The sequence below is a fragment of the Pseudomonas reinekei genome, from assembly GCF_001945365.1.
Lineage (GTDB): Bacteria > Pseudomonadota > Gammaproteobacteria > Pseudomonadales > Pseudomonadaceae > Aquipseudomonas > Aquipseudomonas reinekei.
Genome location: NZ_MSTQ01000029.1, coordinates 12,712 through 25,146, shown reverse-complemented (window position 1 = coordinate 25,146; position 12,435 = coordinate 12,712). Strand labels below are relative to the sequence as shown.

At 57.5% G+C, this 12,435-nt stretch carries 13 protein-coding genes and 1 tRNA gene; 10 read left to right on the top strand and 4 right to left on the bottom strand.

Going from position 1 to position 12,435, the window contains the following annotated elements:
• Positions 1-61: 61 nt before the first annotated feature.
• On the bottom strand, positions 62-1,468 hold the full coding sequence (locus BVK86_RS27795; protein WP_075949431.1) for an aldehyde dehydrogenase family protein: 1,407 nt from the start codon (positions 1,466-1,468) through the stop codon (positions 62-64).
• 403 nt (positions 1,469-1,871) lie between these two features.
• Between BVK86_RS27795 and BVK86_RS27790 the strand changes: the two genes are divergently transcribed.
• Positions 1,872-1,946, top strand: a tRNA-Gln gene (locus tag BVK86_RS27790).
• A gap of 162 nt (positions 1,947-2,108) precedes the next feature.
• A complete protein-coding gene (locus BVK86_RS27785; RefSeq protein WP_075949430.1) occupies positions 2,109-2,507 on the top strand; it encodes a GFA family protein in 399 nt (132 codons plus the stop codon).
• 42 nt (positions 2,508-2,549) lie between these two features.
• Here BVK86_RS27785 and BVK86_RS27780 read toward each other — a convergent pair whose 3' ends face one another.
• Positions 2,550-3,617 carry an alpha/beta fold hydrolase gene (locus BVK86_RS27780; protein WP_075949429.1) on the bottom strand — a complete coding sequence of 356 codons (1,068 nt, stop codon included), beginning with the start codon at positions 3,615-3,617 and terminating at the stop codon, positions 2,550-2,552.
• Between the two features lie 324 nt (positions 3,618-3,941).
• Here BVK86_RS27780 and BVK86_RS27775 point away from each other — a divergent pair, with 324 nt between their 5' ends.
• The 4 genes from BVK86_RS27775 to BVK86_RS27765 all read left to right on the top strand — a co-directional run bounded on the left by BVK86_RS27775 (position 3,942) and on the right by BVK86_RS27765 (position 5,943).
• Positions 3,942-4,868 carry a Gfo/Idh/MocA family protein gene (locus BVK86_RS27775; protein ID WP_075949428.1) on the top strand — a complete coding sequence of 309 codons (927 nt, stop codon included), beginning with the start codon at positions 3,942-3,944 and terminating at the stop codon, positions 4,866-4,868.
• A gap of 26 nt (positions 4,869-4,894) precedes the next feature.
• Entirely contained in the window at positions 4,895-5,071 is a 177-nt protein-coding gene (locus BVK86_RS29915) for a hypothetical protein (protein ID WP_162279037.1), read from the top strand.
• Entirely contained in the window at positions 4,989-5,162 is a 174-nt protein-coding gene (locus BVK86_RS27770; protein ID WP_075949427.1) for a DUF2986 domain-containing protein, read from the top strand. The genes BVK86_RS29915 and BVK86_RS27770 overlap by 83 nt, the downstream gene beginning before the upstream one ends.
• 85 nt (positions 5,163-5,247) lie before the next feature.
• Positions 5,248-5,943: a tRNA (adenine(22)-N(1))-methyltransferase gene (locus tag BVK86_RS27765; protein WP_075949426.1), complete on the top strand. Its 696-nt coding sequence runs from the start codon at positions 5,248-5,250 to the stop codon at positions 5,941-5,943.
• Between the two features lie 130 nt (positions 5,944-6,073).
• On the opposite strand, the gene BVK86_RS27760 is transcribed toward BVK86_RS27765, so the two are convergent.
• Both BVK86_RS27760 and BVK86_RS27755 read right to left on the bottom strand, forming a co-directional pair.
• Entirely contained in the window at positions 6,074-6,253 is a 180-nt protein-coding gene (locus tag BVK86_RS27760; protein ID WP_075949425.1) for a DUF1289 domain-containing protein, read from the bottom strand.
• A gap of 6 nt (positions 6,254-6,259) precedes the next feature.
• Positions 6,260-6,610, bottom strand: a complete 351-nt coding sequence (locus BVK86_RS27755) for a hypothetical protein (RefSeq protein ID WP_075949424.1) — start codon at positions 6,608-6,610, stop codon at positions 6,260-6,262.
• 341 nt (positions 6,611-6,951) lie between these two features.
• On the opposite strand from BVK86_RS27755, the gene BVK86_RS27750 reads away from it, so the two are divergent.
• The 4 genes from BVK86_RS27750 to BVK86_RS27735 all read left to right on the top strand — a co-directional run bounded on the left by BVK86_RS27750 (position 6,952) and on the right by BVK86_RS27735 (position 12,422).
• Positions 6,952-7,992 carry a helix-turn-helix domain-containing protein gene (locus BVK86_RS27750; protein ID WP_075949423.1) on the top strand — a complete coding sequence of 347 codons (1,041 nt, stop codon included), beginning with the start codon at positions 6,952-6,954 and terminating at the stop codon, positions 7,990-7,992.
• A gap of 76 nt (positions 7,993-8,068) precedes the next feature.
• Positions 8,069-8,863, top strand: coding sequence for an SDR family oxidoreductase UcpA (gene ucpA, locus BVK86_RS27745; RefSeq protein ID WP_075949422.1), 795 nt, complete (start codon positions 8,069-8,071; stop codon positions 8,861-8,863).
• A gap of 82 nt (positions 8,864-8,945) precedes the next feature.
• Positions 8,946-10,346 carry an APC family permease gene (locus tag BVK86_RS27740; protein ID WP_075949421.1) on the top strand — a complete coding sequence of 467 codons (1,401 nt, stop codon included), beginning with the start codon at positions 8,946-8,948 and terminating at the stop codon, positions 10,344-10,346.
• Positions 10,347-10,397: 51 nt separating this feature from the next.
• Positions 10,398-12,422 carry a primary-amine oxidase gene (locus tag BVK86_RS27735; RefSeq protein ID WP_341865039.1) on the top strand — a complete coding sequence of 675 codons (2,025 nt, stop codon included), beginning with the start codon at positions 10,398-10,400 and terminating at the stop codon, positions 12,420-12,422.
• The last annotated feature ends 13 nt before the right edge of the window (positions 12,423-12,435 follow it).

Genomic DNA, 12,435 nt, shown 5'->3' with positions numbered 1-12,435 from the left:
CACCGGCCGCTCGCTCACTCGGCCTCCTTGACGGACAGGTGGAAACTGCACAACACGCTGTTCAGCCGCGCACCGCTCGCGAACGCCAGACCATCATTTTTTCGACCTGCATCTCTTTCATGGTGTGAGGAATCCCGCCCACGCCATGGCCGGACAGGCGTGCACCGGCGAACGGCATCCAGTCGACGCGGAACAGGGTGTTTTCGTTGACCATCACGGCCGTGGCGTCGAGGTCCTGATAGCACTGCATGGCGGTGTCCAGGTCCCGGGTGAACACCGCGGCCTGGAAGGCATAGGGCAGGGCGTTGGCCAGTTGGATCGCTTCGGCCAGGTCGTCGTAGGCGTACACCGCCACCACCGGGCCGAACACTTCTTTTTGCATCACGTTCGAATCGATGGACGGGTTGAGCAACACGGTCGGCGCATAGCAGTTGTTGCCGAGTGCGCGGCCACCGGCGATCAAGCGGGCGCCACCGGCAACGGCGTCGTTCACCCATTGGCTCACACGATCGACTTCACGTTCGGCGATCAGCGGGCCGACGTCGGTCGCCATCTCGGTCGGGTCACCCACGACCATGGCGTCGGCCGATTGGCCCAGTCGCTCGGCGACCTGCTCGGCAATGCTGCGATGGCAGAAAATCCGCTGCACGCTGACGCACGCCTGGCCGGCGTGCCAGAAGCCACCACGGGCGATGCGCGGCAGGGCGTCGTCGAGGTCGGCATCCGCAGCGAGAATCACGGGCGCCACGCCGCCGTGCTCCAGCGCGCAGCGGGTCCCCGGGGCGAGGGTCGAGCGCAGCATCCAGCCTACCGCCGCCGAGCCGATGAAGCTGAAGAAACCCACCCGTGGGTCGGACACCAGTTTGCCGGTGACCGCGTTGTCGGTCGGCAGCACCATTTGCGCCCAACCTTCGGGCAGGCCGGCCTCGGCGAGAATATCGAGCAAGGTCTGGCAGCTCAGCGGCGTGTTGGCCGCCGGTTTGACCACCACGGGTGCACTGACCGCAATGGCCGGTACCACTTGATGCACGATCAGGTTGAACGGGTGGTTGAATGCCGAAACGGCCGCGACCACGCCAAGCGGTTCGTATTGGGTGAAGGCCACCCGGTTGGCCGAGCTGGCGTTCAATCCCATCGGGATCACGTGGCCGCCTTCGGTGCGCAGCACCTCGATGCAATTGAGGATACCGTCGATACCACGCTCGACCTCGGTGATCGAATCCTTCAACGGTTTGCCGCCTTCGCTGGCCGCCTGGGTAGCAATCGCCACCTTGCGCGCACCGATCAATTCGGCGGCGCGCAGCAGGATTTCAATCCGCCGAGGCTTGGACAACCACTGGCTGCGGTTGCGGAAGATGCCATGGGCAATACTCAGCGCGTGCTCGACATCGGCTTCGGTGGAAACCGCCACGTGACCAACGACAGCGCCATTGAAAGGGGAGTGCACAGCCAGGGATTGTTCAGACATGGGAGCTACCTCGAGTCGTACGAAAAGGGCGATTCAAACCTGGGGCTAAAGTAATGGTCGGTGATCTTCTGTAAAACTGAATAATTAAGAAGTGTTTGTTCAGTTTTTGAGAATGTCTGAGGGCTTGTCTTGGCGGAACTCTCAAGCTGTACCTGTTGGCGGTTGAACAGTGGAGAAGCCTGAATATTGGCCAGAACGCAGGCACTGCCTCGCTGCAAGGTCATTGGCGCCGCTCGAGGCATCACTAACTGGCTGTTTTAATTCAAATAAATATCTGTGTGGGGCTTCCCAGACGAAACGAAAGTTGTTAAATTTCGCGCACTTTCGCAGGGGCCCTCCCAGGGCTTGCAAGCTGCGAAGTCAGAAATGAGTGCCAGGCACTCACAGCAACAGCAACAGCTACAGGGGCGTCGCCAAGCGGTAAGGCAGCAGGTTTTGATCCTGCCATGCGTTGGTTCGAATCCAGCCGCCCCTGCCATTTTCTTATCTTCATCCAGATTTCAATCACTCGGCAGGTTACCTGCGGGTCCTGGATGATTGTCTTTAAACATATTCATTCCTTACTCTGTGTGATGTCTTGTATTGCGGCGAAGGCCGGGACTCAGGGTTGTGCGAGACTCTATTTCAGAGGAGACGCAACATGGAACGATTCACGGGTGGTTGCCTTTGCGGCCATGTACGGATTGTGGCGTCGGGGCGCCCGCACCGGGTGGGCATCTGTCATTGCCTTGACTGCCGCAAGCACAGCGGTGCGCTGTTTCAGGCGTCAGCGATTTTTCCCGAGGATGCGGTGACTATCGAAGGAGAGACCCGCGATTATGCCGGGCGGCATTTCTGTCCGCGTTGTGGCTCGTCCGTGTTCGGACGCAGCGCCGATGAGATCGAAGTCAGCCTCGGTGCCCTCGATGCTCCCGATCAGCTGACGCCCACCTACGAGCTCTGGAGCCTTCGGCGCGAGTCCTGGTTGCCGGCGTTCCCGTCTATGCGGCGATATGAGCGTGATCGTGACAGCACGGGGCGCACTGAAGATCAACCGTGAAAACGCGCAGAGGTCAGGACCTCTGCGCGTTCCGGATCGACCTTAGAGGTGATCCGCGTCAATCACCGCCTTGGCGAACGCCTTTGGATCTTCCTGCGGCAGGTTGTGGCCGATGCCGCCGGTGATCAGGCGGAACTCGTACTTGCCGGTAAAGCGCTTGGCGTAATCCTCAGGGTTAGGGTGTGGCGCGCCATTGGCATCGCCTTCAAGGGTGATGGTCGGGACGCTGATGGAGGGCGCGGTGGCGAGTTTCTGCTCCAGCGCGTCGTATCGGCTTTCACCTTGTTCCAGGCCCAGACGCCAGCGGTAGTTGTACACGGTGATGTCAACATGGTCGGGGTTTTCCAGCGCCTTGGCGCTGCGGTCGAAGGTCGCGTCGTCGAACGCCCATTTCGGCGAAGCCAGTTGCCAGATCAACTTGGCGAAATCGTGGGTGTTTTTCTCGTAACCCGCGCGGCCACGGTCGGTGGCGAAGTAAAACTGATACCACCACTGCAGTTCAGCCTTGGGCGGTAATGGATTTTTGCCGGCCGCCTGATTACCGATCAGATAGCCGCTGACCGAAACCAGCGCCTTGACCCGCTCCGGCCACAGCGCCGAGACGATATCGGCCGAACGTGCGCCCCAATCGTAGCCGCCGAGCACGGCTTGCTTGATGTGCAGCGCATCCATAAAGTCGATGACATCACTGGCGAGGGCGGCGGGCTGGCCATTGCGCAAGGTTTTATCAGACAGGAAATGCGTCTCGCCGTAACCACGGGCATACGGCATCAGCACGCGATAGCCCTTGGCTGCGAGCAGTGGTGCGACGTCGTTATAGCTTTGAATGTCGTAGGGCCAGCCGTGCAGAAGAATGACCACGGGCCCGTCGGCCGGACCGGTTTCGGCGTACGCCACGCTCAGAAGGCCGGCGTTGACATGCTTGAGCGGGCCGAACGGAGAGGGGGCCGAATAACGGGTGCCGGCGGTGGCCGCGGCGGGTTGCCCGGCGGTGGCCGTTTGCGCCTGGGCCACGCCGAACGCGCCTAGCAGGGTGAATGCGAGGATCGAGGAACCCACCAGTTGGCGGCGGGTTTTGCCTTTGGTGTTGTTCTGCATTGCCATCTTCATGGTGATGTCTCCGTTGCAAGCCATTGGCCAGGGGTCTGGCTGAGCCCCTTCTAACCTTGCTTGCATTTGAATGCGGTGACGTATCTGGCCTGTGTCGAATCGCTGGCCAGGTGCAAGCCCGTGTATCGGGACGGGATTGAGATACACAGTGATACAGAGTGACCCGGTTCGCCACCCTGGTTTCAGTCGTTGAGCGGCTTGCAACAGGCCTTGGAGCACAGGCCACTTTCATCCGCAAGCACGCCATCAATGACTTCCTCGCGATTCAAACGTAATCTCGCCAGTTCGCTGATCAAAACAAAACGAACAAATCAGGAGTCATTGATGCAACCGATTCGTCTCGGTCTGGTGGGCTACGGCAAGATTGCTCAGGATCAACACGTTCCCGCTGTCCTCGCCAACCCGGCGTTCCAGTTAGTGTCTGTCGCCACGCAAGGGCAGCCCTGTGCTGGCGTAGAGAATTTCCGCTCCCTTGGCGAGCTGCTGGAAAGCGGCCCGCCGGTTGATGCGATTGCGTTTTGCACACCGCCGCAAGGGCGATTTGCACTGGTGCAGCAAGCACTGGCCGCAGGCAAACATGTGCTGGTGGAAAAGCCGCCGTGTGCCACGCTGGGCGAAGCCATGGCGCTGGTTAATCAGACCGCCGAGCAAGGCGTCAGCGGTTTGTTCGCCTGGCATTCACGCTACGCGCCAGGCATCGAAGCCGCCCGTGACTGGCTGGCCAGCCGCACCTTGCAAAGTGTGCAGATCGACTGGAAGGAAGACGTGCGCAAGTGGCACCCCGGCCAGGCCTGGATCTGGCAACCCGGCGGCCTGGGCGTTTTCGATCCGGGTATCAACGCCTTGTCGATTGTCACCCATTTGCTGGCACTGCCGCTGTTTGTCGAATCCGCGCAACTGCGCGTCCCTGACAACTGCCAGTCGCCGATTGCCGCTTCGATCAAAATGTCTGACGCACGCCACCTCGATGTCCGCGCGGAATTCGATTTCGATCACGGTCATGACGAACTCTGGAGCATCGAGGTTCGCTGCACCGAAGGCGTCCTGCGACTGGACAACGGCGGCGCGCTGCTGAGCATTGACGGGGTGCGCCAGACCGTATCGGAGGAGGGCGAGTACGCGGCGGTTTACCGACACTTCCAAGAGCTGATCGGCGATAAAGCCAGTGACCTGGACCTCCAGCCACTGCGCCTGGTTGCCGACAGCTTTTTTGTCGGCAGCCGCACCCTGGTTGAACCGTTCTACGATTAACCGCCGCTTGGGCAGGGCACAGGCACGTGAGCCTGAAAATGGCTCACTTGGTTACCCTGCCGTCCAGCGCGTTTGCTAAAGTGGCGCTCAAGTTGCCCAAGGATCGCCGAGTAGAAAAATATGAATCGCCAAAAGAAGTTACAGCAGCTGTTCAAGGAAAAGGCCAAAAAGGCCAGCGCCAAACTGGCGCCGAAAAAGCCTAAATACATCAGCAAGGCCGACCGGTTGAAACTGGCGGAAGAAAGCGTTCAAGAATCGACGGTGCCGAGCACAGCCGGGGTTCCGGTCGCATAAATTTGAAATGTGCGACATAGCTCGACAGAATCGCCTCCCGATCCGGACTCAGGTGCCGGACGTTTGAAGCGAACAGGGGCTGCTTTTGAACGAACAGACATTGTCCATGCGCCTGGAGCGCGTGGCGGCGCAGGTGCCAGCAGGTTCGCGACTGGCCGATATCGGCTCGGATCACGGCTACCTGCCGGTCGCGCTGCTGCGCCGTGGCGTCATCGCGCAGGCGGTGGCGGGCGAGGTGGCCTTGACGCCGTTCCACGCGGCCAGGCGCACTGTGCGTGAGAGCGCTCTGGACGCTCAGATCACTGTGCGTCTGGCGGATGGCCTGGCGGCAATCGAGCCGGAAGACGACATCAACGCGATCAGCATCTGCGGCATGGGCGGCGAGACGATCCGCGACATTCTCGACGCCGGCAAGGCACGCCTGAGCGGGCAGGAGCGACTGATTCTGCAGCCAAACGGCGGCGAGCAGCCATTGCGCCAATGGCTGATGAACAACGGCTACCGCATCATGTTCGAGGAAGTGCTGCGCGAAAACCGCTTCGACTACGAAATCATCGTCGCCGAAAGCGCCGGTCCGGTGCGGTATACGGCTGAGGAACTGTACTTCGGTCCGTTGCAAATGCAGGCGCGCAGCCCGGCGTTCCTGAGCAAGTGGCAGCGCCTGCTGCGACAAAAGCACAAGACACTCAGCCACTTTGCCAAGGCGCGGCAGGCTGTACCTGAGGACAAGGTCCAGAACGTCGCCCGACAGGCCCGATGGATTGCCGAATTACTGGCTTAGCTACCACTGCGCAATGGCAGTGTTCCGCGGCAGTTGGTTGGGGCGCTAACGTTCCCGTTTGCGCGACGATGATGCCCTCCGGCCCGCGAATGTAGGCGAACCGGTACGCGTTTTCGTCCTTCGCTGACGATCACTGCGTTTTCTTCAGGCCTTTCAAACGCATATTCGCCCTTTGCACAGCGGCCATTTTTTCCGGCCGCTTCATGCGTTTCCACTTCCTGATGTCTTCCTTGCTTCTGCCGCAACTCACACACAGATCGCCGCTCAGCTGGCAAACCGAGATGCAGGGGTTTTCGATTTCTTTTGCCATCGTCAATCACCTTGCCAGACGCTTGTGCCAGTCGCCACGTTGAGTGCGTTGGCACTCCTCCTCAGAGTCGAATCGGACCGTGAGGTCTGATGGCGTCAGGTCGATGTTTGCCTCGTTCAACGCCATGGCCGTCAGCTCAAAAATGCGCGCCTTTGCGTTGGCCTGAGCCAGTTTTTTATCCGCCTGGGTTTCGAATACCCAAGTGATCTTCAGCGTTTCAGTCAGTGCGTCCAAATCGGCGGTATGGGTAAGCCAGGTGAAGCCATTGATTTCACCTTTTGCTGTTTCGCACGCTTCGGTGAGGGAGCTAATCAAACGGCGCTCGATTCGCGCCATTTCACGTTTGCCAGGGGGCATTGGGGGTTTCCTTGGGACGGGGCTGTCCTTTGCGGCTTGGCGTCACGCCCGGCATTCGACTGTCGGGTGACGTTGGCGGACCGTAATCTTTACAAAAATAAGGCGTGCCGAAAATGAGTTATTAGATGGGAAGGTCTGTTTTTGCGACGATTCATGAAGGGGTAGGCGCCGGGCTATCAAAAAAATGCGCAATCTCGGGCATTGCAGCCCCGGGTCCTGAAGCATCGTGTAAATTTGAAACTGTAGCCATTGAGCATAGGACGCGAGGCACAGGCTCGATTGGCGCTGTCAAGCGCCATTTCGAATAATAAAAGATCACTGATGCGCCCAGGAGATATGCCATGCGATCGCAACCGGTCCAGCAAAAATCTCACGAAGCAGGACCCATTCATTGGAATGCTCCGCTTGCGGCTGCAAAAGCAGGTCTGCAGTGCGTTTCTGTCTGCGATGCAAGCGTATTGGCGAACTCCTTATCGGAATGGCAGCAGGAATACTTGCAGATCAGTCCTGGGCAGTTCGCCGGTTCGGTCACTGAAATTTCCGTGGGTACAGTGCAGATCTTCCGTGAAGTGATGAACCAGGCCGTTGATCAACATGGCCAGACGCTTCCCGGAAAATTCGCCTTGGGCATTCCGATTGCGTTGCGGGGCAATGGTTATTGGTGTGGCAGAGAGCTTGATTGCATTGATTCGGTATTCTTTCTTCGTCCGGATTCCGAGCTCAAATTCAAGACGCCGGGCTTTTCTGATATCTACGGTGCTTCTGTCGATGTCGAGGCTTTCAGAAAGTATTCTCTGGATGACGAGTTTGATGAAAGAAGTGTCATTAGTCGTACCAAAGAGGTCAGCTCGCTATCGCCGCAAAAGTGCGCGTCCTTCAGACAAGGCTTTGATAACTTTTTCCGTGCAGTTGAGGCAAACCCTCTAATTCTTAAGTCGGAGCCCGCCAGAAAGCAGATGACGTTCGACATCATGCAGCTTCTTCTTGGCATGACCGCCGACTTGGACGTGTCGAAGAAGTCCCACTCAGAACAATTCGTCCATCGCCATGTGGTCGACAGTGCGCGCAGTTACATTCTTTCAAGAAAAGGTGAGGCGTTAACGGTCAACGATTTGTGCGAGGGATTGCGAACCAGCCATCGTTCGTTGCACTACGCCTTCAACAAGGTCTTGGGCCTGAGTCCTGTGACTTATCTGCGTTACATTCGATTGAATGGCGTCAGGGCGGAGCTCATCGGCGGCGATAAGTCGACCTTGGTCAGTGAAGTCGCCGCCAAGTGGGGCTTCTGGCACATGGGCATGTTCAGTACCTACTACAAAACCCTGTTTGGCGAGCGCCCCTCCGAAACACTGAAGTTCTATCGAACAACGAAGAACACTTAGCAAATAAGTTCTGAATAACGTACGTGGGCGCTGCCCAGGTATGGCGTTATCACTTTGTCCGAAATTGGAGAAAATCATGAGTAAGCTAAATGGAAAAGTGGCGTTTATAACCGGCGCCTCGAAAGGTATGGGTAAGTCTCACGCCACTATTTACGCGAAATACGGCGCCAACTTGATACTGGTCGATCTCGATGAATCAATCCATGAAGTTGCCGCAGACATTCAAAATACCTATGGCGTGGAAGTCCTTGCGCAAGTAGCTGACGTCACCGATCCCCAGGCCATGCGGCTGATTGCTGAAAAAGGCATGAAGCGGTTCGGCAAGTTGAATGCACTGGTTTGCAATGCTGGCGTTTGCCGTCTCGCCAAGTTTCTTGATTCCGGCGATGCGGAGCTGGATGTACATATCAACGTCAACATCAAGGGTGCGTGGCATACCGCGCGTGCGGTGCTGCCGCACATGATCGATTCCGGCGGTGGGTCGGTTGTCGTGATGTCGTCCGTCACCGGTGACATGACGGCGGATCCGGGTGAAGTGGCTTATGCGCTGTCCAAGTCCGCCCTGATTGGCTTCACCAAAGCCCTGGCGGTGGAAATGGCGCCACACAACATCCGGGTCAATGCCATTTGCCCAGGCTTCATATGGACGCCAATGGCCGAACAGGTTGCCAGGCAAGTCAATCCGGATGACCCGAAGTCGGTTCTGGATGAACTGGCCACGGCGATTCCAATGAAACGTCTGGGCAGACCCGATGAAGTCGGTGAGTTGTCGGCATTTCTCGCGTCCGAGGAGTCCAGTTACATCAACGGTGCGCAAATTGTGATCGATGGCGCCAGCACGATCCCCGAGACAGTCAGTGTTGGCATGTAACTAAAACCGAATTAACGGCAAGGACGCTACTGCATCGATCCGTTTCCGTGATCCATAAAAATAATAGAGTGGAGCATTTGTGATGACAGAGCTAACCGAATCCCTGCATGAAGAAGCGCCTCTGGTCGGGGAAAAGCTGAAGGGCAATCTGGGTACTTATCAGATCGCATTATTGGTGATTGCAGCGGCTGCACCTTTAGGCGCCGTTCTCACGGCCGCCCCCATCGGTTTTCAACTCGGCAACGGTGCCGGACTTGCCGGAACCTTCCTGATTGCGGGGTTTTTAATGGTCTGTTTCTCGGTGGGCTATGGCGAACTGATTCGCGCAATCCCGGGGGCAGGCGCGTTTTACAAGTATTTGTCGGTGGTCTTTGGCCCAAGAGTCGGCGCCGGTGCGGCTTGGGTAGCGTTAGCCTCTTATCTGGCAATTACCATCGCCTTGGCGATCGTGTCGGGTTACTACACAAACCTGACCCTGCAAACATTTGGCGTGGACATTGGCTGGATGTCCTGGACTGTATTGTTCATGGCGCTGACCTCGTATCTGGGCCGCGCCAATATTGATTTTGCCGCCAAAGTCCTCGTTCCATTGGTGCTTGCCGAGTTCTTCATGCTGTTTCTGCTGGGCCTGTCCATCTTCATGGATCAAGGCTTTGCCGCTTTTCCCGTTCAGGCTGTCTCGATGGATGCCATAACGTCGCCGGGATTGGGGGTCGGACTGATGGTTGCGCTCGCCGCTTTCCTCGGCGTCGAATCCGCAGCGCTCTATGCAATGGAAGCCAAGCGGCCGGAAAAATCCATTCCCGGAGCGACACGTCTGGCCGTGGCTCTGGTGGCAGTCGCGTACTTTGTCATTATCTGGCTGATCGTCGGCGGTATCGGGGTTGAGGCAATCAAGGGTGAAGCGGCGACGGCTCAAGGTGAACTGGTGATCAACCTGTTCTCGACGCGCCTTGGCGGAACCGCCGCGACCATTGTATCGATCATGTTGTGCACCAGTAACTTTGCGTGTTTGTTGTCCCTTCATAATGCAGCCACTCGATATGTGCATGTCCTTGCCAAGGATAAACACTTGCCGAGTGTGCTATCGAATATACATCCACAACGTAACTCTCCAGCCAATGCCAGTCTTTTGGTGACGATATTGGTGGCGATATGTATCGCAGTGCCAACATCGCTGGGCCACGACGCTTTTGTTTTTCTCTTCCCGGTCACGCTGGCGTTGGCGACTCTTGGGCTGATTGGATTGCAGGCATTTATTTCGCTGGCCGTGATTGCCCATTTCAAAAAAATCAGCGATCGCCGGTATTTGAAGATTCTGGTCAGCCCACTGTTAGCGCTGGCCGGACTTAGCGTGGCTGTTTACCTGATTTATTTGAACTACGGGCTACTGACCGGAAGCGAGTCAGCCTGGGTCAATGGAACGCCATTATTGTTTGTCGTGCTGTTTGTCTACGGCGTGATCAAAGGCCGTAAAAAATAATTATTGATTTAACAGCCCACTAGATGCTGTAGCACTGCGTTTGTTCTTGCGATGACTGCCTTACATCCTAAAGTCCGTTTAACTGGAAGCTTACGAAGCATGAACGTGAATCTTAAAACTACGACCGCGTCCCATCCGCTCGACCCACTTTCGCTACAGGAACTTGCCTTGGCGAGTAGCATCCTCAAGCGGGAAAAAAATCTTCACGATAAGTGCCGCTTCCCTTATCTGCACCTCGCCGAGCCGGACAAACAGGAGGTGTTGGCCCATGTTCCCGGCCAATCGTTTTCGCGACGAGCATTTGCGTTGGTGCTGGATAAATTGACCGGCAATACTTTCGAAGCGCTGGTCGATTTGAATAGCCAAACCCTTGTTCATTGGCAACCGCTCGACATCGACACCCAAGGGCACGCACCGATCATGATCGAGGAGTTCGACTTGTGCGTGGAAGCCGTGCAAAACGATCCCGCATGGCGTGCGGCCGTCAAGCGCCGCGGCCTGACTGACGCCGATATCGAAAACGTGCAGATTGATCCCTGGTCCTTCGGGTATTTCGGCGATGAAGACCGTTACCGAGGCAAACGGCTGATGCGCGGTGTCGCGTTTTATCGCGACAAGCTGACCGACAATGGCTACGCACACCCGATCGAAGGGCTGGTGGCAATCATAGATCTGAACAAAGGCGAGGTGATCGAGCTGTTGGATGACGGCCGTCTGACACCGATTCCCAAGGCAACGATCAACTACGATTCAGCTTCCCTGGGGCAGCCGCGTGATGGGCTCAAGCCGTTGCACATCACCCAGCCTGAAGGCGTGAGTTTCAGCGTCGATGACTGGAAAGTCAGTTGGCAGAACTGGGAGTTCCGTGTCGGCTTCACCCCCCGTGAAGGTTTGGTCCTGCATCAGCTGGGTTACCGGGACAGCGGTGTGGTTCGGCCGATCCTGTACCGAGCCAGTGTCACCGACATGGGGGTGCCCTATTCGGACAACGCGCTGAATCATTACTGGAAATGTGCTTTCGACGGTGGCGAATACGGGCTCGGTCGCCTGGCCAACCAACTGGAGTTGGGCTGTGACTGCCTGGGTGCGATTCGCTATTTCGATGTGCCCTCGGTCAATGATCAGGGCGAACCCTTCGTCATGAAGAACGCCATCTGCATGCACGAGGAGGACTACGGCACGCTATGGAAACACTATGAGTTTCGCACCGGCGTGTTTGAAATGCGTCGTTCCCGGCGCCTGGTGATCAGCTTCTTTTGCACCGTGGCCAACTACGACTATGGCTTCTTCTGGTACCTGTATCAGGACGGCACCATTGAACTCGAGGCCAAGCTGACCGGGATCATCCAGACCGCCGCATTGGCGCCCGGCCAACGCCCTGCCAGTGGCGGCGGCATGGTCACCCCCGAATTCTATGGCCCGACCCATCAGCATTTTTTCAGTGCGCGTTTGCACATGATGGTCGATGGCGAGCACAACTCGGTGACCGAGACCAATTTCCAGTCGCGCCCGCAAGGCGAGGGCAATACCTGGGGCAACGTCTTCGACAGCGTGACCACTACCTTTACCCATGAACTGGAGGCGGCCCGGGAGGCCAACGGTCAGACGGGGCGCTTCTGGAAGATCATCAATCCGAACATCAAGAATGCGGTCGGCAATCATCCCGGCTACAAGCTGATGGCCGAGCACAATCCCGTGATGCTCGCCCAACCCGACAGTTCATTTGGCCGACGCGCCGGCTTTGCCAGCAAGCATCTTTGGGTGACGCCTTACGCACCGAACGAGCGTTACGGTTCTGGCGACTACCCCAACCAGCATCGGGGTGATGGTCTCCCGGTGTACACGCAGAACAATCGCGAAATCCTCAATCAGGACCTGGTGGTCTGGCATACCTTCGGCCACACCCACATCTGCAAGCCGGAGGATTTTCCGGTGATGCCAGTGGAGTACGTCGGCTTCAAGCTCAAGCCGAATAACTTCTTCAACGGCAACCCGGCCATGGACTTGCCGGCCAGCAGGGACCACGCCAGTGTCCAGGACGGCCAGCCGGCCAGTTGCTGCAAACACAACGCCTGATCAGGCCTCAATC

Bases quoted from the DNA above. Each gene is read 5' to 3' on its own strand.
- BVK86_RS27740 (WP_075949421.1), top strand. From the start codon at position 8,946: ATGACAGAGCTAACCGAATCCCTGCATGAAGAAGCGCCTCTGGTCGGG.
- BVK86_RS27755 (WP_075949424.1), bottom strand. From the start codon at position 6,610: ATGCCCCCTGGCAAACGTGAAATGGCGCGAATCGAGCGCCGTTTGATT.
- BVK86_RS27750 (WP_075949423.1), top strand. From the start codon at position 6,952: ATGCGATCGCAACCGGTCCAGCAAAAATCTCACGAAGCAGGACCCATT.
- ucpA (WP_075949422.1), top strand. From the start codon at position 8,069: ATGAGTAAGCTAAATGGAAAAGTGGCGTTTATAACCGGCGCCTCGAAA.
- BVK86_RS27760 (WP_075949425.1), bottom strand. From the start codon at position 6,253: ATGGCAAAAGAAATCGAAAACCCCTGCATCTCGGTTTGCCAGCTGAGC.
- BVK86_RS27785 (WP_075949430.1), top strand. From the start codon at position 2,109: ATGGAACGATTCACGGGTGGTTGCCTTTGCGGCCATGTACGGATTGTG.
- BVK86_RS27770 (WP_075949427.1), top strand. From the start codon at position 4,989: ATGAATCGCCAAAAGAAGTTACAGCAGCTGTTCAAGGAAAAGGCCAAA.
- BVK86_RS27775 (WP_075949428.1), top strand. From the start codon at position 3,942: ATGCAACCGATTCGTCTCGGTCTGGTGGGCTACGGCAAGATTGCTCAG.
- BVK86_RS27735 (WP_341865039.1), top strand. From the start codon at position 10,398: ATGACTGCCTTACATCCTAAAGTCCGTTTAACTGGAAGCTTACGAAGC.
- BVK86_RS27795 (WP_075949431.1), bottom strand. From the start codon at position 1,468: ATGTCTGAACAATCCCTGGCTGTGCACTCCCCTTTCAATGGCGCTGTC.
- BVK86_RS27780 (WP_075949429.1), bottom strand. From the start codon at position 3,617: ATGAAGATGGCAATGCAGAACAACACCAAAGGCAAAACCCGCCGCCAA.